This window comes from Geodermatophilus ruber, assembly GCF_900114385.1.
In the GTDB taxonomy this organism is placed as follows: Bacteria; Actinomycetota; Actinomycetes; order Mycobacteriales; family Geodermatophilaceae; genus Geodermatophilus; species Geodermatophilus ruber.
In genome coordinates, this window is the sequence record NZ_FOSW01000008.1 from 191,426 (window position 1) to 212,101 (window position 20,676).

22 protein-coding genes are annotated in these 20,676 nt (G+C 72.5%); 11 read left to right on the forward strand and 11 right to left on the reverse strand.

Annotation, left to right across the window (positions count from 1 at the left end; all coding sequences use genetic code 11):
• The first annotated feature begins 90 nt into the window (after positions 1-90).
• Positions 91-2,028, forward strand: coding sequence for a PhoX family protein (locus BMZ50_RS14530; RefSeq protein WP_091325840.1), 1,938 nt, complete (start codon positions 91-93; stop codon positions 2,026-2,028).
• Positions 2,029-2,102: 74 nt separating this feature from the next.
• On the opposite strand, the gene BMZ50_RS14535 is transcribed toward BMZ50_RS14530, so the two are convergent.
• From BMZ50_RS14535 to BMZ50_RS14555, 7 genes are all read right to left on the reverse strand, one after another.
• The gene (locus tag BMZ50_RS14535) at positions 2,103-2,396 is read right to left on the reverse strand and encodes a 4a-hydroxytetrahydrobiopterin dehydratase (RefSeq protein ID WP_091325842.1); all 294 of its coding nucleotides are present in this window, start codon (positions 2,394-2,396) and stop codon (positions 2,103-2,105) included.
• Between the two features lie 80 nt (positions 2,397-2,476).
• Positions 2,477-3,187, reverse strand: coding sequence for a phosphoadenylyl-sulfate reductase (locus BMZ50_RS14540; protein WP_091325843.1), 711 nt, complete (start codon positions 3,185-3,187; stop codon positions 2,477-2,479).
• Complete coding sequence (locus tag BMZ50_RS23730) at positions 3,184-3,360, reverse strand: Insertion element protein (RefSeq protein WP_143087181.1); 177 nt, start codon at positions 3,358-3,360, stop codon at positions 3,184-3,186. The genes BMZ50_RS14540 and BMZ50_RS23730 overlap by 4 nt, the downstream gene beginning before the upstream one ends.
• The gene (locus BMZ50_RS14545; protein WP_091325845.1) at positions 3,357-5,030 is read right to left on the reverse strand and encodes a nitrite/sulfite reductase; all 1,674 of its coding nucleotides are present in this window, start codon (positions 5,028-5,030) and stop codon (positions 3,357-3,359) included. Before BMZ50_RS14545 ends, BMZ50_RS23730 begins: the two co-directional genes overlap by 4 nt.
• A 100-nt stretch (positions 5,031-5,130) precedes the next feature.
• A complete protein-coding gene (locus BMZ50_RS25280; RefSeq protein WP_425432013.1) occupies positions 5,131-5,235 on the reverse strand; it encodes a putative leader peptide in 105 nt (34 codons plus the stop codon).
• Positions 5,236-5,326: 91 nt separating this feature from the next.
• Positions 5,327-5,890 (reverse strand): adenylyl-sulfate kinase, encoded by a 564-nt coding sequence (gene cysC / locus BMZ50_RS14550; protein WP_091325848.1) that lies wholly within the window; start codon positions 5,888-5,890, stop codon positions 5,327-5,329.
• A 48-nt stretch (positions 5,891-5,938) separates the two neighbouring features.
• Positions 5,939-6,412, reverse strand: a complete 474-nt coding sequence (locus BMZ50_RS14555) for an RrF2 family transcriptional regulator (RefSeq protein ID WP_091325850.1) — start codon at positions 6,410-6,412, stop codon at positions 5,939-5,941.
• 35 nt (positions 6,413-6,447) lie between these two features.
• On the opposite strand from BMZ50_RS14555, the gene BMZ50_RS24520 reads away from it, so the two are divergent.
• From BMZ50_RS24520 to dapC, 10 genes are all read left to right on the forward strand, one after another.
• Positions 6,448-7,209 carry a (deoxy)nucleoside triphosphate pyrophosphohydrolase gene (locus BMZ50_RS24520; RefSeq protein WP_218146256.1) on the forward strand — a complete coding sequence of 254 codons (762 nt, stop codon included), beginning with the start codon at positions 6,448-6,450 and terminating at the stop codon, positions 7,207-7,209.
• 429 nt (positions 7,210-7,638) lie between these two features.
• Entirely contained in the window at positions 7,639-9,297 is a 1,659-nt protein-coding gene (locus BMZ50_RS14565) for a peptide ABC transporter substrate-binding protein (protein WP_091325852.1), read from the forward strand.
• 136 nt (positions 9,298-9,433) lie between these two features.
• Positions 9,434-10,357: an ABC transporter permease gene (locus tag BMZ50_RS14570; protein ID WP_091325855.1), complete on the forward strand. Its 924-nt coding sequence runs from the start codon at positions 9,434-9,436 to the stop codon at positions 10,355-10,357.
• Entirely contained in the window at positions 10,350-11,300 is a 951-nt protein-coding gene (locus BMZ50_RS14575; protein ID WP_091325857.1) for an ABC transporter permease, read from the forward strand. The genes BMZ50_RS14570 and BMZ50_RS14575 overlap by 8 nt, the downstream gene beginning before the upstream one ends.
• On the forward strand, positions 11,297-12,349 hold the full coding sequence (locus tag BMZ50_RS14580) for an ABC transporter ATP-binding protein (RefSeq protein WP_091325859.1): 1,053 nt from the start codon (positions 11,297-11,299) through the stop codon (positions 12,347-12,349). Before BMZ50_RS14575 ends, BMZ50_RS14580 begins: the two co-directional genes overlap by 4 nt.
• Positions 12,342-13,418 carry an ABC transporter ATP-binding protein gene (locus BMZ50_RS14585; protein WP_091325861.1) on the forward strand — a complete coding sequence of 359 codons (1,077 nt, stop codon included), beginning with the start codon at positions 12,342-12,344 and terminating at the stop codon, positions 13,416-13,418. Before BMZ50_RS14580 ends, BMZ50_RS14585 begins: the two co-directional genes overlap by 8 nt.
• Before the next feature lie 83 nt (positions 13,419-13,501).
• Positions 13,502-14,395 carry an N-acetyl-1-D-myo-inositol-2-amino-2-deoxy-alpha-D-glucopyranoside deacetylase gene (gene mshB / locus BMZ50_RS14590; RefSeq protein ID WP_091325863.1) on the forward strand — a complete coding sequence of 298 codons (894 nt, stop codon included), beginning with the start codon at positions 13,502-13,504 and terminating at the stop codon, positions 14,393-14,395.
• Positions 14,392-14,799, forward strand: coding sequence for a DUF6113 family protein (locus tag BMZ50_RS14595; RefSeq protein WP_091325865.1), 408 nt, complete (start codon positions 14,392-14,394; stop codon positions 14,797-14,799). Before mshB ends, BMZ50_RS14595 begins: the two co-directional genes overlap by 4 nt.
• 227 nt (positions 14,800-15,026) lie before the next feature.
• The gene (gene fdxA / locus BMZ50_RS24525) at positions 15,027-15,353 is read left to right on the forward strand and encodes a ferredoxin (RefSeq protein ID WP_091325867.1); all 327 of its coding nucleotides are present in this window, start codon (positions 15,027-15,029) and stop codon (positions 15,351-15,353) included.
• A gap of 32 nt (positions 15,354-15,385) precedes the next feature.
• Positions 15,386-16,471, forward strand: a complete 1,086-nt coding sequence (gene dapC, locus BMZ50_RS14605; RefSeq protein WP_281245441.1) for a succinyldiaminopimelate transaminase — start codon at positions 15,386-15,388, stop codon at positions 16,469-16,471.
• 54 nt (positions 16,472-16,525) lie between these two features.
• Here the strand turns inward: dapC and BMZ50_RS14610 are convergent, their stop codons facing one another.
• The 4 genes from BMZ50_RS14610 to BMZ50_RS24230 form a co-directional block, all read right to left on the reverse strand.
• Positions 16,526-17,323 carry an alpha/beta fold hydrolase gene (locus BMZ50_RS14610; protein WP_091325870.1) on the reverse strand — a complete coding sequence of 266 codons (798 nt, stop codon included), beginning with the start codon at positions 17,321-17,323 and terminating at the stop codon, positions 16,526-16,528.
• Between the two features lie 22 nt (positions 17,324-17,345).
• Positions 17,346-18,605, reverse strand: coding sequence for an LLM class flavin-dependent oxidoreductase (locus BMZ50_RS14615; protein ID WP_091325872.1), 1,260 nt, complete (start codon positions 18,603-18,605; stop codon positions 17,346-17,348).
• A gap of 340 nt (positions 18,606-18,945) precedes the next feature.
• Positions 18,946-19,608, reverse strand: coding sequence for a hypothetical protein (locus tag BMZ50_RS24530; RefSeq protein WP_218146257.1), 663 nt, complete (start codon positions 19,606-19,608; stop codon positions 18,946-18,948).
• 121 nt (positions 19,609-19,729) lie between these two features.
• Positions 19,730-20,581 carry a hypothetical protein gene (locus BMZ50_RS24230; protein ID WP_177212796.1) on the reverse strand — a complete coding sequence of 284 codons (852 nt, stop codon included), beginning with the start codon at positions 20,579-20,581 and terminating at the stop codon, positions 19,730-19,732.
• Positions 20,582-20,676: the final 95 nt, after the last annotated feature.

Consider the following 20,676-nt stretch of genomic DNA (forward strand, 5'->3'; position numbering starts at 1 on the left):
TTCACCGCACGGGCAGGTGCAGGCCACGCGCGCGTCAACCGGGCTTCCTAGCGTCCGCAGCGGTCCATCGCCCGACGTCCTGGAGGCTCCGTGTCCCTCACCCTCGAACCCGCCGCCGATCCCGACGACGACGCCAGCAACCCCTCGACCGCGCGGCCGTTCTCGGAGATCGCCGGAGCGCGGCTGTCCCGCCGCTCCGTGCTGGCCGGTGGCGTGCTGGCCGCGGCCGGGTTCCTCACCACCAGCCTGGTCGGCCCGCCGGCCGCGGTGGCCGCGCCCCCCGGGGGCCAGGACCGCGGCGGGCGCGGGCTGCTCGGGTTCGAGCCGGTGCCGCCGGGCACCGCCGACGAGGTGATCGTGCCGCGCGGGTACACCGCGCGGCCGTTCATCCCGTGGGGCACTCCGATCCTCGGCTCGTTCCCCGCGTTCGCGCCGGGGACCGCGGAGGAGGGCGGGCCGGCCGGCAACACCGCCGCCGAGCAGGCCGAGCAGATCGGCATGCACCACGACGGGATGACCTACTTCCCGCTGCACAGCGGCCGCCGCGGCAACGAGCACGGCCTGCTGGTCCTCAACCACGAGTACACCGACGAGTACTACCTGCACCGCGCGCAGTTCGTGGACGGCTACAAGCCGACGTCGGCCGAGGGGGTGCGCAAGTCGCAGAACGCGCACGGGGTCAGCGTCGTCGAGATCGAGCGCGCCCGGTCGGGGGAGTGGCAGGTCAAGCGCTCCCCGCGGAACCGGCGGATCACCGCCACCACCCCGATGTCGTTCTCCGGCCCGGCGGCCGGCCACCGGTTGCTGAGGACGGCGGCCGACCCCGCGGGCAGCACCCCGCTGGGCACGATCAACAACTGCGGCAACGGCGAGACCCCGTGGGGCACGTACCTGACCTGCGAGGAGAACTTCAACGGCTACTTCCGGGTGGATCCCGGCCACGGCGGTGAGGACGCCGCGCTGCAGACCCGCTACGGCGTGGGCGGGGACCGCAACGGCTGGGCGGCGCACGACCCGCGCTTCGTGGTCCGGGCCGGTGACGCCAACGAGCCCAACCGCTTCGGCTGGGTGGTCGAGATCGACCCGCTCAACCCGCGCTCGGCCCCGGTCAAGCGCACCGCGCTCGGCCGGCTCAAGCACGAGGACGCCACGGTCCACGTCAGCCGCGGCGGCCGGGTCGTCGTCTACATGGGCGATGACCAGGTCAACGAGTACGTCTACAAGTTCGTGAGCGCCGCGAACTGGCGCTCGATGCGCGCCCGTGGCACGAGCCCCCTCGACGAGGGCACCCTCTACGTGGCCCGGTTCACCGACGACGGCCGCGGCGAGTGGGTGCCGCTGGTGCACGGGCAGCATGGGCTGACCCCGGAGAACGGCTTCGCCGACCAGGGCGACGTGCTGGTCAAGACCCGCCAGGCGGCCGACCGGGTGGGGGCCACGCCGATGGACCGGCCCGAGTGGACCGCCGTCGACCCGCGCAGCGGCACCGTCTACGTCACGCTGACCAACAACACCGGGCGGACCATCGCGAACGCGGCCAACCCCCGGACCCGCAACCAGTGGGGGCACATCGTCCGCTGGGACGAGGACCACGGGGACCACACCGCGACCGGGTTCAGCTGGGACGTCTTCCTGCTCGCCGGCCCCGGCGACGGGGCCGACGGCTCGACGATCGCCGCGGAGGACGCGTTCGGCTCACCCGACGGTCTGTGGCTGGACCCCGACAGCCGTGCCTGGATCCAGACCGACGGCACGCAGCCCGGCGGCGCCAACAACCAGATGCTGGCCGCCGACCCGTACCGGACCGACCGGAACGGGGTCCCCGAGGTGCGCCGCTTCCTCACCGGTGCCCGGCAGTGCGAGGTCACCGGGATCGCGATGACGCCCGACCAGCGGACCCTGTTCGTCAACCTGCAGCACCCCGGTGAGGACGGCGACAGCAGCTGGCCGGGGCTGGACGGCGTCACCACGCCGCGCTCGGCCACCGTCGTCGTCGCCCGGGACGACGGCGGCGTGATCGGCAGCTGAGCGACCCCGTCGGTTCCGGACCTTCCGCGCCGAGAGTCCGGAACCGACGGGGACTCTCCGCGCGGAGGGTCCGCTCAGCCGGGGAAGAGGGCGTCGATGCGCCGGGCGAGCTCGAGGTCGAACTCGGTGACCCCGCCCGAGGCGTGGGTGACCAACGTCAGGTGCAGGCGACGCCAGCGCAGGTCCACGTCCGGGTGGTGGTCCATCTCCTCGGCGACGAACCCGATGCGCACGATCGCGGCGACGGCGTCCGGGAAGCCCGGCAGCTCCACGGTGCGGTGGAGGCCCTCGCCGTCCCCCGACCACAGCGGGAGCCCGGACAGGGCGGCAGCGAGCTCGTCAGGGGACAGGCGCGGCGGTGGGGGCACGGCCCCATCCTGCCGCTAGGGCTTCGTTCCAGGGGCCCGCGGCGTGCGAAGCGCGGCGTGGGGTGGAACGAAGCCCTTCATCAGGTGTGCAGGCCGCACTCGGTCTTGCCGCGACCGGCCCACCGGCCGGCACGCGGGTCCTCGCCCGGGGCCACCGGCCGCGTGCAGGGGGCGCACCCGATCGAGGCGTACCCGATCTCGTGCAGCGGGTTGACCGGCACCTGGTGCTCGGTGATGTAGGAGTCGACGTCGTCCTGGGTCCAGGCCGCCAGCGGGTTGACCTTCACCATGCCGCGCTTGGCGTCCCAGTCGACCAGCCTGGTGCCGGCGCGGCTCGGCGACTCGTCGCGGCGCACCCCCGAGCCCCAGGCCGTGTAGCCCTCCAGCGCCCGGGCCAGCGGCTGCACCTTGCGCAGCGAGCAGCACAGGTCGGGGTTGCGGTCGTGCAGCTTCTCGCCGTGCTCGGCGTCCTGCTCGGCGACCGTCCGGGAGGGGCGCACGTTGACCAGCGTGATCGGCAGGACCGCGCTGATCCAGTCCCGGGTGCCGATGGTCTCGGCGAAGTGGTAGCCGGTGTCGAGGAAGACCACGTGGACGCCGGGCGCCGCGCGGCCGGCCAGGTGGGCCAGCAGCCCGTCGGCCATGGACGACGTGACCGCGAAGTCCTCGCCGAAGGTCTCCCCGGCCCAGCGCAGCACGGCGAGGGCCTGCTCGACCGGGTCGGCGATGCCCTCGAAGCGGGCGTCGGCCTCGGCGGCCAGCTCGGGGCTCGGGCGGATCGCGGTCGTCATGGGTGCTGCACTCCTGTCCCGGTCAGCCGAACGGTGAAGGTCCGCAGGCAGGCGGCGCAGTGCCACTCGCCCTTGTCCCCGTGCGGGGTCAGCTCCTCGTCCCCGCAGTACGGGCAGTGGAACACCGGCAGTGACCGGGCCCTTCCCGTGCCCGCCCCGGGTTCGTCGGTCACAGCAGCCAGGCCTCCTCGGCCCGCGACACGTAGTGGGCGAAGGACTCGCCCTCGGTCCGGCGCTCCTGGAAGCCACGCAGCACGCGCTCGCAGTAGTCGGCGGTCTCGGCCTTGGTCACCTTGTGCCCGCGGAACTTGCGGCCGAAGGTGGCCTCGACGCCGAGGTGCCCCCCCAGGTGGACCTGGAAGCCCTCGACCATCTCGCCGGTGTCGTCGCGCACCATCGAGCCCTTGAACCCGATGTCGGCGGTCTGGAACCGCGCGCAGCTGTTCGGGCAGCCGTTGACGTTGATGCCGATCGGCACGTCGAAGTCCGGCAGCCGCTTCTCGAGCTCCGCGTAGAGGTCCTGCGCGTGCTGCTTGGTCTCGACGATCGCGAGCTTGCAGAACTCCAGCCCGGTGCATGCCATGGTGCCGCGGCGGAAGGCACTCGGGCGCACCTGCAGGTCGTGTTCGGCCAGCGCCGCGACCAGGGCCTCGACCTTCTCGTCCGGGACGTCGAGGATCACGAGCTTCTGCTGCGTCGTCGTCCGGATACGCCCGGCGCCGTACTCGTCGGCCAGGTCGGCGATGCGGGTGAGCAGGCTGCCGCTGATCCGGCCGGTACGCAGCGCGAAGCCGACCGCGTTGTTGCCGTCCTTCTGCCGGGCCACGCCGACGTGGTCGCGCTGGTCGTGCTTGGCGGGCGCAGGGGGCGGGCCGTCGGGCAGCACCTCGTGCAGGTACTCGTCCTGCAGCACCTGGCGGAACTTCTCCGGGCCCCAGTCGGCCATCAGGAACTTGATGCGGGCGCGGTTGCGCTGCCGGCGGTAGCCGTAGTCCCGGAAGATCGCGGTGCACGCGGCCCAGACGTCGGTCACCTGGTCGGGCCGGACGAACACGCCGATCCGCTGGCCGAACATCGGGTTGGTCGACAGGCCGCCGCCGACCCACAGGTCGTAGCCGGCCTCGCCCGCGTCGTTCAGCACGCCGACGAAGGCGACGTCGTCGATCTCGGGCTCGGTGCAGTGGTCGGCGCACCCGGACATCGACGTCTTCCACTTGCGCGGCAGGTTGCTGAACTCCGGGTTGCCCACGTACTTGGCGACGGTCTCCGCGAGGACGTCGCTCGCGTCGATCACCTCGTCCTCGAGGATCCCGGCCAGCGGGCAGCCGAGCATCACGCGCGGCACGTCGCCGCAGGCCTCCGTGGTCGACAGGCCCACCGACTCCAGCCGCCGCCAGATCTCGGGCACGTCCTCGATGCGGATCCAGTGGTACTGCACGTTCTGCCGGTCGGTGACGTCGGCGACGTCCCGGCCGAACTCGGTGCTGATGCCGCCGATGATCCGCAGCGCCTCGCTCGTCAGCTGCCCACCGTCGATGCGCACCCGCATCATGAAGTAGGAGTCCTCGAGCTCCTCGGGCTCCAGCACGGCGGTCTTGCCGCCGGGGATGCCCTGGGCCCGCTGGGTGTAGAGACCCATCCAGCGCATCCGGCCGCGCAGGTCGCCCGGGTCGATGCCGTCGAAGCCGGTCTTCGAGTAGATGTCGAGGATGCGCTGACGGACCTCGAGCCCGTCGGAGTCCTTCTTCATCCGCTCGTTCGGGTTCAGCGGCTCGCGGTAACCCAGAGCCCACTGGCCCTGGCCGCGCTGCGGCCGGTTGCTCGTGCGGGAGGGGGCAGTCACGAGGGCACTTCCTTCTGCGCCGTCCGCCCGGGCGCCGGGCAGGGAGGGGGCGCTGCCAGATCGGGGGGCGCAGCGGGCGCTGCGCGGGGACCGGGGGGTGTCAGCGCGGGAGGCGACAGACAGCGCTGCTCACGCGCGCCAGGTCGATGTGACGGCGCGCGACGAGGAACAGCCCGCGGTCGCTCACCGGGACATCCTCCCACATCCCCCGCTGGGTCGAGCGGTGACTCGGGCCATGTCCTCGGGCCCGGCTCCGCTCCCCGGTCGTCCCTCGCTGCGCTGCCCCCGGGCTGTCATCAGGCGACCCCGGCGGACTCCTCGTCCGTGGCGGCGTCCATCGCGGCGCGGATGCGGGCGACCGACTCGGCCAGGGGGGTCACCGAGGTGTCGATGACCAGCTCGGCGCGCACCGGCGGCTCGTAGGGGTCGTCGATGCCGGTGAACCCGGGGATCTCGCCGGCCCGGGCCCGGGCGTACAGGCCCTTGACGTCGCGACCTTCGCACACCTCGAGCGGGGTCGACAGGTGCACCAGGAGGAACCGGCCGTGCTGCTCGACCAGCGCGCGGGCCTCCTCGCGGGCGGCCTCGTAGGGGGCGATCGCCGCGACGAGGACCGTGCCGCCGTGCCGGACCACCTCGCCGGCGACGAAGCCGATCCGACGGATGTTGAGGTCGCGGTCCTCGCGGGAGAACGTCAGCTCGCTGGAGAGGTGGGTGCGCACCACGTCGCCGTCCAGGACCGTGACCGGCCGGCCGTCCCGCTCCAGGTCGGCGACGAGGGCGTCGGCGATGGTGGACTTCCCCGCGCCGGAGAGCCCCGTGAGGAAGACGGTGACACCGCGCTGCTGCGTGCCTGGCATGTGGCCCAGTGTCACCCAGCGGCGACCCGGTGCCGAGAACTGCCCCCGCTACTCGCCCGGTTGGTCGCTGAAAGAGCGCCAGGCCGCCTCGAGGGCGGCCAGCTCGGCGACCGGGGCGGGGAGCTTCCCCGCGACGACGTCGGCGAGGGTGACCTCCTCCAGCACCCGCCGGTAGGCCTCCCGCGCGGCCACCCACACCCCGGCCAGCGGCGCGGCGGTGCCCGGGTACTCGACGTCCTCGGGCCGCTGGCCGTGCACCTCGGCGAGGAAGCCCTGCTCGACGCGCATGACCCGGGCGATGGACACCTCCTCCGGCGGCAGGGCGAGCCGGTACCCGCCCTCGCGCCCGCGCTGGCTGGTCACCAGCCGGGCGTGCTGGAGGTCGCCGAGGATCGACTGGAGGAACCGGGACGGGATGCCCTGCGCCGCCGCGATGCGGTCGCAGGTGAGAGCGCCGGGGGCCGCCGCGGCCAGCTCGACGGCGGCGCGGACGGCGTAGTCGACCCTCGCGGTGATGCGCACACGGGCATAGTGCCCTGGTCTGGGAGGGTGGGCGGGTGCCGCAGCTGCGATTCACCACCCTGGTGGAGGCGCCGCTCACCGTGGCGTTCGACGTCGCGCGCTCGCTCGGCCGCCCGTGGGGTGCCCCCCTGGAGGAGCTCGTCTCGCTCCGGCCGGTGCGGGACGTGTACTCCGTGCGGGCCGGCCGGGGCTGGCGCTGGCTGACGCACTCCCGGCGCTTCTCGGCCACCGGCGCCGGCACGCTGGTCGACGAGCAGGTGGACTGGGCGACGTCCGTGCCGGGCCCGCTGGGTCGGCTGCTCGACCTGCTGCTGCGCCGCCGGGTGCTGCGCGCGATGCAGGCCCACCTGGACGCCTACGCCGCGGCCGCCGCCCGGCGGGCGCTCGACGTGGTGCAGGTGGTCGGCGCCGCCCTCGTCGACGGGGACCGGGTGCTGGTCGCCCGGCGCTCGGGTGGGCCCTACGACCGGTGCTGGGAGTTCCCCGGCGGCAAGGTGGAACCGGGCGAGGACGACCTGTCCGCCCTGGTGCGCGAGATCGGCGAGGAGCTCGGGGCGCGGATCGCGCCGCAGGCGTTCCTCGGCGAGGTCGTGCTGGACGGCGTCGTCGCCGGCGGGGCCCCGGGTACCTCGACGCTGCGGGTGTGGTGGGCCCGGGTGGTCGACGGCGGGCAGCTCACCGCGCACGAGCACGCCGAGCTGCGCTGGGTCACCGCCGACGAGCTGGAGTCGCTCGACTGGATCCCCGCCGACCGGCCCCTGCTGCCCGCCGTCCGGGACCTCCTGGCCCGCCTCTGACCCTTCCGCCGGTTTCGCGACGACCACCCCCTGCGGGGGAGAGCGGGGGCGGCCGGGCCCGGGCCTCGACGGGGCTGGCTCATTCCGCACTCCCGCTGTCCGGATCGCGGGCCGTCCACCCCGCACGAGTGATCCCGGAGCGCAAACGCCCAGGTCGACGGAATACGTCCGGTGAAACGTGATCCGCACCGCAACTCCTGCAGGCCACTGTCCGGCGGCCTTGCGCAAGCAAAATTCCACCCTGTGAGATCCTGAGCCGAGGTCACAAGTCGGTGACGGCCGTGGACGCCTCTTGCGGAGCGCGCCTAGGGTCCCCCGTCGTACCGGCTCCCGCCGGTATCCGAGCACGACGTCCAGCCGTCCGGCCTCCGGTGCTGGCTGCTGGACCAGAACCAGTCCATTCCCCCCGCAGCGCGGGACGAGGGAGGCATGTACGTGAAGTTGGGCAAGCGCTCTGCTGCGCTCATCGCAACCGGCCTGTCCGGTGCCTTGGTGCTCTCCGCCTGCGGCGGCAGTGACGACGACAGCGGCTCGGGGGGTGGGTCCGCCGACGGCGGCAGCTTCAGCATCTACATCGGTGAGCCCGAGAACCCGCTGGTGCCGAGCAACACCACCGAGAGCGAGGGCCACCAGGTCATCTCCTCGCTCTGGACCGGCCTGATCGAGTACGCCCAGGACGGCGCGGTCGAGTACACCGGTGTCGCGGAGTCCATCGAGTCCGAGGACAACACGACCTGGACCGTCACGCTGAAGGACGGCTGGACCTTCCACGACGGGACGCCGGTCACCGCGCAGTCCTTCGTGGACGCGTGGAACTGGGGCGCCTACAGCCCCAACGCGCAGGGTGCCTCGTACTTCTTCTCGAACATCCAGGGCTACGAGGACCTGCAGGCCCCGACCGACGACGCCGGCAACGTGACCGGCGACCCGGCCGCGACGGAGATGAGCGGTCTGAAGGTCGTGGACGAGCAGACCTTCACGGTCACGCTGGCCAGCGCCTTCGCCCAGTTCCCCGTGACCGTGGGCTACAGCGCCTTCTACCCGCTGCCCGAGGCCTTCTTCGACGACCCCGAGGCCTTCGGCACCCGCCCGATCGGCAACGGCCCGTTCCAGGCCGACGAGGACTTCGTCCCGGGCCAGGGCTTCACCGTCTCCAAGTTCGACGACTACGCCGGTGAGCAGCCCGCGCAGGCCGACACCGTCGACTTCCGCGTCTACGCCGACCTGAACACCGGCCTCAACGACGTGGAGGCCGGCAACCTCGACGTGCTGCCGGACATGCCGCCGGACGCGCTCGCCTCGGCCGAGGACACCTTCGGGGACCGCTTCATCGAGGCGCCGTCGTCGGGCTTCCAGTACCTGGGCTTCCCGACCTACGACGAGCGCTTCGCCGACAAGCGGGTCCGCCAGGCGCTGTCGATGGCCATCGACCGCCAGTCGATCGCCGACGCGATCTTCTTCGGCGGCCGCACGCCGGCCACCTCGGTGATCGCCCCGGTCGTGGACGGTCAGCGCGACGACGCGTGCCAGTACTGCTCGCTCGACGTCGAGCGCGCGAACCAGCTGCTCGACGAGGCCGGTTTCGACCGCAGCCAGCCCATCGAGCTGTGGTTCAACGCCGGCGCCGGCCACGACGCCTGGGTCGAGGCCGTGGGCAACCAGCTGCGCGAGAACCTCGGTGTCGAGTTCGCCCTGCGCGGGGACCTCGACTTCGCCGAGTACCTGCCGCTCGGTGACGAGAAGGGCTTCACCGGTCCGTTCCGCCTCGGCTGGAGCATGGACTACCCGAGCCCGCAGAACTACCTCGAGCCGCTGTTCTCGACCTCGGCCCTCCCGCCGGCCGGCTCGAACTCGGCGTTCTACTCGAACCCGCAGTTCGACCAGCTCGTCGCGCAGGCCAACGCCGCGTCCAGCAACGAGGAGGCCGTCAAGCTGTACCAGCAGGCCGAGGACCTCCTGCTCGAGGACATGCCGATCATCCCGATGTTCTTCGAGGTGGAGCAGGCGCTGCGCTCGGAGAACGTGAGCGACGTGGTCATCGACGTCTTCGGTGACATCGACGTCGCGCGGGTCGTCGTCAACAGCTGACCCGCACCTGGCACCATCCGGCCGCCGGGGGTGGCTGTCCGTCTGGACAACCACCCCCGGCGGCGCGTGTGCCCCCAGGCGGGCACCATGAGTCCGGCGCCGGTCGAAGCCGGCGCGCGCCAACCCAAGGGGGGACATGGGCCGCTACATCGCGCGCCGACTCCTGCTCACCATCCCGGTCCTGATCGGTGCCTCGTTCCTGATCTTCGCGATGGTGTACGCCCTGCCGGGCGACCCCATCCGCGCGCTGGGCGGTGACCGGCCGCTCGCGCCCGCCGTCGTCGCGCAGCTGCGCGACCAGTTCAACCTCGACGACCCGCTGCTCATCCAGTACGTCAAGTACGTCGGGGACCTGCTGCAGGGGGATTTCGGCACGGACTTCCGCGGCCGCGAGGTGCTCGACACGATCGAGCAGCGGCTGCCGGTGACCGTCAAGCTCACGGTGGTCGCGATCGTCTTCGAGGCCGTGATCGGCATCATCGCCGGCGTGCTCGCCGGTATCCGGCGCAACGGCTTCCTGGACAACCTGGTGCTCGTGTCGAGCACCATCGTGGTGTCCGTCCCGATCCTGGTGCTGGCCTTCGTCTCCCAGTTCGTCCTCGGCGTGAAGTTCGGCTGGTTCCCGATCGCCGGCATCAACGACGGCTGGTACAGCTTCCTGCTCCCGGGCCTGGTCCTGGCCGCGGGCTCGCTGGCCTACGTCGCCCGGCTGACCCGCACCAGCGTCGCGGAGAACCTGCGGGCCGACTACGTCCGGACGGCGAGGGCCAAGGGGCTGCGCAACCGGGACGTCGTCATCCGCCACACGCTGCGCAACAGCCTGATCCCGGTGGTCACCTTCATCGGCGCCGACATCGGCACGCTCATGGGCGGGGCCATCGTCACCGAGACGGTCTTCAACCTCCCCGGCATCGGGCGGGCCATCTTCGACTCGGTCCAGGCCCAGGAGGGCGCGGTCGTCGTCGGCATCGTGACCCTGATGGTCTTCTTCTTCATCTTCTTCAACCTGGTGGTCGACGTGCTCTACGCCGTCCTCGACCCGAGGATCCGTTATGACTGATCAGCAGCAGGCCGACCTGCGGCACGACGAGGTCGAGGCCGGGACGCAGACCGTCCTGGCCGCGCCGTCGATCGACGTCACGAACGCCCGGCAGAACAGCCTGTGGAGCGACGCCTGGGACTCCCTCCGGCGCAACCCGCTGTTCTGGATCGGCGCCGTGCTCGGGCTGGTCTTCGTCCTCATGGCGCTGATCCCGCAGGTGTTCGCGCGCGGGGCCGACCCCCGGGCCTGCAACCTGGCCAACAGCAACCAGAAGCCGTCGGCGGAGCACTGGTTCGGGTTCGACCAGCAGGGCTGCGACTACCTGGCCAACGTCGTCTACGGGGCGCGGAACTCGCTGATCATCGGCCTGCTGGCCGTGCTGGTCGTCCTGGTGCTGGGCGTCCTCGTCGGCGCCGTCTCCGGCTTCTACGGCGGGATGATCGACAGCGTGCTCTCCCGGATCACCGACATCTTCTACGCGCTGCCGCTGATCCTCGGCGCCCTCGTGGTCCTGCGCAGCGGGACCATCGGCCGCGGCGTCGTCGCCGTGGCCATCGCGCTGGCGGCCTTCGGTTGGATGACGGCGATGCGGCTGGTCCGCTCCCAGGTCATCGCGGTGAAGAGCTCCGACTACGTCGCCGCAGCCCGCGCGATGGGCGCCTCCAACCGGCGCATCCTGCTCCGGCACATCCTCCCGAACGCCGTCGCCCCGGTGCTGGTCTACACGACGATCACCATCGGGGTGCTGATCGCGGCGGAGGCGACGCTGACCTTCCTCGGCGTGGGTCTGCAGCGGCCGGCGATCTCCTGGGGGCTGCAGATCGAGAACGGCCAGTCCCTGCTGCGGACGGCGCCGCACCTGGTGCTGTTCCCGAGCCTGATCCTGACGACGACCGTGATGGCCTTCATCATGATGGGCGACGCCCTGCGCGACGCCCTCGACCCGAGGCAGCGCGCATGACCCGACCCGAACTGTCCGAGCACGCCTCGCCGGCGGCCCTGCCGGGGACGCCGGTCCTGGAGGTCGACGACCTGCACGTCGAGTTCCGGACCCGCTCGGGTGTGGTGAACGCCGTCAACGGCGTGAGCTACAGCCTGGCGGCGGGGGAGACCCTGGCGATCCTCGGGGAGTCCGGCTCCGGCAAGTCCGTCTCCGCCCAGGCGATCATGGGGATCCTGGACACCCCGCCGGCGGTCATCACCGGGGGCGGCATCTGGTTCGAGGGCCGCGACCTCCTGCAGCAGCCGGCCGAGGAGCAGCGCAAGGTGCGCGGCCCCGGCATCTCGATGATCTTCCAGGACGCGCTGTCGTCGCTGAACCCCGTCTACAGCGTGGGCTACCAGATCGGCGAGATGTTCCGCGCGCACCGCGGCATGTCCAAGAAGGACGCCAAGGCGCGCGCTGTCGAGCTCATGGACCGGGTGCGCATCCCCGCGGCGAAGTCGCGGGTCAACGACTACCCGCACCAGTTCTCCGGCGGCATGCGGCAGCGGGTCATGATCGCCATGGCGATCGCGCTGGACCCGCGGGTGCTCATCGCCGACGAGCCCACCACCGCCCTCGACGTCACCGTGCAGGCGCAGGTCATGGACCTGCTCAAGGAGCTGCAGCGGGACACCGGGATGGGGCTGATCCTCATCACCCACGATCTGGGCGTGGTGAACGAGGTCGCCGACAACGTCGCGGTCATGTACGCCGGCCGGATCGTCGAGCGGGGCACCGTGGACGACGTCTTCAGCGACCCGGCCCACCCCTACACCGACGGCCTGATGGGCTCGGTGCCGCAGGTGGAGGCCAAGGGCGGCCGGCTGCAGCCGATCGTCGGCCAGCCGCCGAACCTGGCCGCGATCCCCAGTGGCTGCCCCTTCCACCCGCGCTGCGCTCGCCGCCGCCTGGGTGCCGCCGCGGCTCCGGGCAAGGACTGCGCGGCCGACGTCCCGCCGCTGCGCCTGGTCGTCCCGGGCCGCGAGGCGGCCTGCCACTACAGCGAGGAGGTCCTCGGTGTCTGACGCCAGCTACGGGAGCATCGCAGCGAGCAACGGGCGAGAAGCGGACCGGGGCGGCCGCGGGGGGGAGACGCTGCTCGAGATCCGCGACCTGAAGAAGTACTTCCCGCTGACCCAGGGGATCCTGTTCAAGCGGACGATCGGTCAGGTCCGCGCGGTGGACGGCGTCAACCTGTCCATGCGCCGCGGCGAGACCGTGGGCCTGGTCGGCGAGTCCGGCTGCGGCAAGTCGACGGTGTCGAAGCTCCTCGTCGCGCTGGAGAAGCCGACATCGGGCTCGATCGTCTACAAGGGCCGCGACGTCACGACGATGAACAGCCGGCAGCTCAAGGAGTACCGGCGCGAGGTCCAGATCATCTTCCAGGACCCCTACGCGTCGCTGAACCCGCGGATGACCGTCGGTGACATCGTCGCCGAGGGCTGGGCGGTGCACGCCGACGTCGCGCCGCGGAAGGGCCGGCTGCAGCGCACGCAGGAGCTGCTCGACCGCGTCGGGCTCAACCCCGACTACGTCAACCGCTACCCGCACCAGTTCTCCGGCGGCCAGCGTCAGCGCATCGGCATCGCCCGCGCTCTGGCGCTGCGCCCGGAGATCATCGTCTGCGACGAGCCGGTGTCGGCCCTGGACGTCTCGGTGCAGGCCCAGGTGGTCAACCTGCTGGAGGACCTGCAGGACGAGTTCGGCCTGTCCTACCTGTTCATCGCCCATGACCTGTCGGTGGTGCGGCACATCTCCGACCGCGTCGCGGTGATGTATCTGGGCAGCATCGTGGAGGAGGGCACCGACCAGCAGGTCTACGCCTCGCCCTCGCACCCCTACACGCAGGCGCTGCTGTCGTCGGTGCCGCTGCACGAGCCGGCGCTGCGCGGGCAGAAGGACCGGATCCTGCTGCAGGGGGACGTGCCGAGCCCGGCCGACCCGCCGTCGGGCTGCCGGTTCCGCACGCGGTGCTGGAAGGCCCAGGACATCTGCGCCACCGAGGCCCCGGCGCTGGTGGACCGCGGCCAGGGTCACCCGTCGGCGTGCCACTTCGCCGAGGCCCGCGAGGTCGTCCCCGTCGACGCGGAGTAGGCGGCCGCGACGCAGCGGCTCCCCGGCCGCGCCGGACGGCACCTGGTCGCGGCGTCGTCCCGCGGGACGACCATGATGCAGCCGTGACCGACCGACGCCTGCTGCTCGTGCACGCCCACCCCGACGACGAGACCATCAACAACGGGGCCACGATGGCCCGCTACGTCGCCGAAGGGGCGACGGTCACCCTGCTCACCTGCACCCTCGGTGAGGAGGGCGAGGTGCTCGTCCCCGAGCTCGAGCAGCTCGCCGTCGACCACGCCGACCAGCTGGGTGGCTACCGGATCGCCGAGCTGCGGACGGCGATGGAGGCGCTCGGTGTCACCGACTGGCGCTTCCTCGGCGGCCCCGGCCGCTACCGGGACTCCGGGATGATGGGGACGCCGGCCAACGGCAAGCCGCGGGCGTTCTGGAACGCCGACCTCGACGAGGCGATCGCGCACGCGGTCGCCGTCGTCCGCGAGGTGCGGCCGCACGTCCTCGTCACCTACGACGAGAACGGCGGGTACGGCCACCCCGACCACATCCAGGCCCACCGGGTCGCCATGGGCGCGGTGACGGCCGCCGCCGACGCCTCCTACCGCCCCGACCTCGGCCCCGCGTGGGAGGTGGCGAAGGTCTACTGGACCTGCATTCCGCGCTCGGTCCTGAAGCGGGGGACGGAGATGATGGCCGCTCTGGGCGAGGCGTCGCCGTTCGACGACCTGGGTGACATCGACGAGGTGCCGTTCGCGGTGCCCGACGAGCTGGTCGCCGCCGCCGTCGACGGGCGGGCGTACGCCGATCGCAAGGACGCCGCGATGCGGGCGCACGCCACCCAGATCACCGTCGACGGCCCCTTCTTCGCCCTCTCGAACAACTTCGGCCAGGAGGTGCTGGGCACCGAGTACTACCGGCTCGTGCGCGGCGCGCGCGGCCCGGCCGGTGAGGGGCCCGACGGCTGGGAGGACGACCTCTTCGCCGGCCTGCCCGGATGAGCCCGAGCCCCTGGACGCGGGCGGGGGCGGGGCTGCTGGTCGTCGTCGCGGCGACGGAGCTGGCGCTGGTCGAGGTGTTCTGGCTGCCGCTGCGGATCGGCGGGGTGCTCGTACCGGTGTCGGTGGTCGCCGCGGTCGCGGGCAACCTGCTGCTGGTGCGGCTGGCCCACCGGGTCACCGGGTCCCGGATCGCCGCGGTGCTCCCGGCGGTGGTCTGGCTGGTCGTCGCGGTCGCAGCGAGCATCCGCCGTCCGGAGGGAGACCTGCTCGTCACCGGGACCGGGGTCGCCGGGTACGTCAACCTGGCGTTCCTGCTGCTCGGCGTCCTGGCCGCGGCGTTCGCCGTCGGGCGGGTGCTCGCCGCCCCGCGACCGGAGCTCAGCCGGCCGGCCGTGACCCGGTAGTGCTCCTCCGTCCAGCGCCAGCCGTGCGCGGCGACGCGCTCCAGGCCGACGACGTCGAGGCGGCCGCGGCTGCCTCCCGTGCGGAGGATCGTGGCGGGTACGGCCCGGGAGGCCGGCAGGTACCCATCGCGCTCGCGGGCAGGACGAGGCGCCATACTGAGGGCCGGAACAACCGACCCTGGCGTGGCCAGCGGTCGCTGCCAGCGCGTCCCCGGGAGGGATCCACCGTGACCTACGTCATCACCCAGGCCTGCGTCGACGTCCTCGACAAGGCGTGCATCGACGAGTGTCCGGTGGACTGCATCTACGAGGGCGACCGGATGCTCTACATCCACCCCGACGAGTGCGTGGACTGCGGGGCGTGCGAGCCGGTGTGCCCGGTGGAGGCCATCTACTACGAGGACGACGTCCCGGACAAGTGGAAGGACTTCTACAACGCCAACGTGGAGTTCTTCTCCGACCTGGGCAGCCCCGGCGGCGCCGCCAAGACCGGCAAGATCGGCCGGGACCACCCGCTGGTCGCCGCCCTGCCGCCGCAGGCGGAAGGCCACTGACGGCCACGGCCGCGGGGACGGCGAGCGGCCGGCTGCCCGACTTCCCCTGGGACTCCCTCACCGGGGCGCGGGCCAAGGCCGCCCGGCACCCCGGCGGAGTGGTGGACCTCTCCATCGGCACGCCGGTCGACGACACCCCGCCGGCCCTCAGCACGGCGCTGGCGGCGTCGGGTAACGCGCCGGGCTACCCGACCGCCCTGGGGACGGCGGACCTGCGCACCGCCGCGGCCGAGTGGCTGCACCGCCGGCTGGGCGTGCGGCTGGCCGACCCGCTGGGCGCCGACCCATCGGTCATCCCCACCATCGGGTCCAAGGAACTGGTCGCGCTGCTGCCCACGATGCTGGGCCTGCGCGCCGCCGGCACCGTGCTCGTGCCCGAGGTCGCCTACCCCACCTACGAGGTCGGCGCGGTGCTCGCCGGGCTCGCGGTGCAGCGCACCGACACCCCGCCGGACGACGCAGCCGGCGTCGTGCTCGTCTGGCTCAACTCGCCGGGCAACCCGCACGGGCGGGTGCTGGGGGACCAGCAGTTGCGCGAGTGGGTCGCTTGGGGCCGGGCCCACGGTGTCCCCGTGGTCTCCGACGAGTGCTACGTCGCGCTGGGCTGGGACGTCGCCCCGCGGTCGCTGCTGCACCCGGAGGTGGCCGGGGACGACCACAGCGGCCTGCTCGCGGTCCACTCGCTGTCCAAGCAGTCCAACGCCGCCGGCTACCGCGCGGGTCTGCTGTCCGGTGACCCGGCCCTGGTCCGCCAGGTGTGGGAGGTGCGCCGGCACCTGGGCCTGCTCGTCCCCACCCCGGTGCAGGCCGCCATGGCCGTGGGCCTGGCCGATGACGCCCACATCGACACCCAGCGGGAGCGCTACCGGGCCCGGCGGGACCGGCTCATGGCCGCCGTCCGGGGCGCCGGTGCCCGGATCGACCACTCCGAGGCGGGGCTCTACCTGTGGGTCACCCGCGACGAGGACTGCTGGGCGACCATCGACTGGCTCGCCGGCCTCGGCATCGTCGCCGCCCCCGGCTCGTTCTACGGTCCCGCCGGGGCCCGGCACGTGCGCATGGCGCTGACCGCGACCGACGAGCGGATCGCCGCCGCCGCGGAGCGCCTGGCCGGCTGACCCGGCGCGGGCCCGGCGGACGGCACGACGTCGTGTCGTCCGCCGGGGCGCGGGCTACTCCTTCAGGAAGTCCTGCACCAGCGGGATCACCGCGTCCGCCTTCTCCCACTGCGGCACGTGGCCCGCACCATCGATGATCTCGACCCGGGAGTCGGCGATCCTGGCGGCGAACTCCTCCGCATAGGCCGCCGACACCAGAGCGTCCTTGTCGCCCCACAGGACGAGCGTGGGCGCGGTGATGCGGTGCAGTCGCTTGTGCAGCCCCTTGTCCGGGATCGGCCAGACGAACTTGCCTGTCGTCCCCAGGGCCCAGATCAGGTCCGCCTGCGCGACGGCGGCCTCCTTGAAGTCCGCGGGCGGGGTCAGGAAGGCCTGCACGGGAGCGGGGCTCGTGTCGGCGAAGAGCGTGGTCACGAGGTCGTCCGGGGGCATGAGCATGTACTGCGCCACGGGCGCGTCGTCGCGCCACAGCCCGATCGCGCTCATGAGCACGAGCTTGCTGACCCGGTCCGGTCGGTGCGCGGCCACCTCCGCTGCCATCATCCCGCCGAACGAGCTCCCCACGATCGCCACCTCGCTGAGGCCGAGCCGGTCCAGCAGCTCGTCGTAGGCGAGGACGAGGTCCCAGAGCGTGTCGATCTGGTGGATGGAGTAGCGGTCGGTCTCCCCGGTGCCGGGGTGGTCGGGCGCGTACACCGTGTGCTCCTCGGCGAGCGCGTCGAGCAGCACGTCCCACCGGGGGCCGCCGGCCGTGTGCAGGTAGAGGACCGGGCTGCCGCTGCCGGCGACCTTCACCTTCGCCTCGAAGCCGCAGTGGTCGAGCTGGATGGTCTCCGTCTTCGGAGTGGGCATCGTCGTCTCTCCTCGAGTGCGATCAGGCCTGGCCGGCCAGGGCGGGGGCGGGGACCTTCTGGCACTTCTCGGGCCACCAGTTGTTGGTCCAGCCGTCCTCGACCCACAGGCGCTGCAGGTGCGGCAGGACCTCCCGGCCGAAGAGCTCGATGTTCTTCATGGCCAGGTCGTGGGGCATGGAGCCGAACTGTGGGACGACCATCAGGTGGCCGACGTTGAGCCGGCGGCACATGGCCTCGAGCTTCTCGCGCACCGTCGCCGGGCTGCCCACGATGGCGAACTCCTTCTCGATCATGTCCTTGGCGGTCAGCGGCTTGAGGTCGACCGAGTAGTCCATGTGCTCGAGGTAGGGGTTGCTGAAGAGGCTGACCATGCTCCGGTAGTCCATCTGCCCGGGGGGTGCGAGGTAGTGCGGAGGCAGGTGCAGGAGCTTGTGGTAGAAGAACTCGACGTGCTTGCCGAACTCCTCCTCGGCGCGCTCGTCGGTCTCGGCCACCCCGACCAGCTGCAGCATCGCCGCGCGGTAGGGGTTCCGGTCCCGACCGTGGGCCTCGCCCCGCTCCCAGAACCGGTTCAGCACGTTGTCCGCTGACTTGCCGCCGAAGTAGCTCAGGAAGGCGTACGGCACGTCGCGCTCGTGGCAGTAGTCCCAGGTCGAGGAGCTGGCCGCGCCGGGTACCAGCAGCGGCGGGTGGGGCTTCTGCACCGGCCGTGGCCACAGGTTCACCTTGGGCAGCTGGAAGTACTTGCCGTTCCAGGCGAAGAACTCCTCGGCCGTCCAGGCCTTGCGCATCAGGTCGATCGCCTCGGCCCAGCGCCCCCGCTGCTCGATCGGGGTGATGCCGTAGCTGACGTTGGCGTCGCAGCCGAGGCCGAGCGGCAGGCCGGCGACCAGTCGGCCGCCGCTGATGCAGTCGATGACCGCGTACTCCTCCGCGATGCGGATCGGCGGCGCGGTGGAGGAGACCGTGGCGCCCAGCTGCACCAGCGCGACGTCGTCCAGGCCGGCGTCCCTGGTCAGCTTGGCGAGGGTCGCGCCGAACAGGTTGGGGTTGCACATGAAGCCGTAGACGTTCTGGTGGTGCTCGTTGGTGCCCAGGCCGTCGAAGCCCATCCGGGCGGCGTGCATCAGTTCGTCGATCGACTGGTTGTAGTACTCGCCCACCTTCTCCGCGTCGCCGAGCTCCCACCACGGAGCATCGACCCAGGCGGACCGGTATCGCTGGTCGAAGTCATCGGGTAGGTCCCGGTAGGGCATGAAGTGGAACGAGGTGACCTTCATGTTCTCCTCCTTCACGTGCCGGCGGCGCGGCGCCGGCGGGGTGCCACTGGATCGCGGACGGTGCTCGGTGCGACGTGCGCGGCCGACCCCCGACGGGTGTCGGGCGCCACGCGCCGGGAGGAGGGCGGTCGCACGGACTCGTGCGATCGGCCACCCGGCCGGTCACCATGGCGCGGCTGCCGCGAGGCAGCTCGTGTGATCCAGGTCACCGCGCCGGGACAAAGTAGGGGCTCGGTGACTTTTAGGCAATGCGCTGCTCAGCGCTGCGGAGCGGCCGAGGTGTGTCAGTAGCCCGCGCCGGGCGTCCGCCGGGTGCCGGCGCGACGACGGCGCCGCCGGCTCAGCTGCAGGCCAGGTCGCCGTGGGCCAGGGCGGCCGCGAGCTCGACGGCCATGACCTCGTGCTTCTGGTAGGCCTCGGGGAATCCCGACCGCTGCACGATCTGCGCGGCGTCGGTCAGCCGCCGGGTCGGCCAGTCCGGCACCTGCACCAGGTGGTCGTAGAACTTCCCCGCCGCGTAGGCGGGGTCCTGCACCTGCTGCGGAGTGCCCCAGCCCTGCGAGGGGCGCTGCTGGAACAGCCCGAGGGAGTCGCGATCGCCGTAGTCGATGTTGCGCAGCCGCGACTCCTGCATGGCCGTGGCCAGCGCGATGACCACGGCCCGCTGGGGCAGCCCGCGGTCGAGGGCGATCTGGGCGATGATCCGGGCGTTGGTGATCTGCTCCCCGGTCAGCGTGAAGCCGGAGCCGGGCAGCGTGCACTGCGCGGCGGGCACTGCTGCGTCGGGCACATCGGCATCCTGCCCGCCACGGTCCCAGGCCAGCCCGGCGCCCACCGCGAGGACGAGGAGCAGTGCCGGCCACCAGCCGGCCGGTCGCAGCCGCTGCAGCCGCTTCGCCGGCCGGGACCGCCGTCGCGCCGGACGGCGTCCCTGCGGGCGCGCCGTCGTCCTCCTCCGAGTCCCGGCCGGGGGGCGGCGGGTCACCGTGCGTGCCGGGCTCATCACGCACGACTGTAGGGGCGGGGCTCGTCGGCCCCCGGGAGGTCCGACCGTCGCGCCGGACACGAGCCGGCGCCGACGAGCGGTCGTCGCTCCTGGCCCGGGGGCCCGCGGCCGGCCCGGCTTAGGGGCAGGAGGGCGCCGCGGGCGGCGCCAGGCTGGCCGCCAGGTCCGTCGCCAGGCCTTCCCACTGCTGGTAGAGCTCCGGGTAGCCCGACCGCTGCACGGCCTGCGCGACGTCGGTCAGCCGGCCGGCTTGCCAGTCCGGCACCTGCACCAGCCCGTCGTAGAACTTCGCCGCCGCGTAGACGGGGTCCTGCACCTGCTCCGGGGTGCCCCAGCCCTGCGAGGGGCGCTGCTGGAAGAGGCCCAGCGAGTCCAGGTCACCGTAGGGCAGCGAGACGAGCTTGGACTCCTGCTGCGCCGTGGCCAGCGCGATGACGACGGCCCGCTCGGGCAGGCCTCGGTCCCGGGCGACCTGGGCGATGGCCCGGGCGTTGCCGATCTGCTCGCCGGTCAACCCGGCGGGCGGGGGCGGGGGAGGGGTGCTCACCGGGCACGGCGGCCCATCCGGGGGCGCCTCCGGGGGCGCCGCTGGGGGCGGGGCGGCCTCGGCGGGCGGCGCCGCCTGAGCGGCCGGGGCGGCCGGGGCGCCGGGGGAGGCGCTCACGCCGATGGCGCGAGCGGTCCACGGCGTCAGCACCAGCACGGCGAGGCCCAGCAGCAGCGTCGGCCTGGCGGCCAGGTGTGCCCACCACGCCGTCCCGAACTCGCGCAGGCCGGTCCGGACGGCGTGCAGGAGCGCCGGCCACCAGATGGTCCGGGTGCACTCCCACGCGGCCCTGGCGGAGCGCTGCACGGCCCGGCCCGACCGCTGCAAGGCCCGCTCGGCACGGGGCAGCAGCGGAGAAATGGGGGCGAAGTGTCCGGCGTGTCGCTTGACAGCGGGGCGGATAACCGTCTGCGCAGTAGCCATCACTCCCACGGTATGAGCACTGAGCGAGCACGCCCATGTGCGTCGCGTCACGCCCCGGGTGGACGGCTGTCCCCGGCGGGTGCGGATCGCTACCG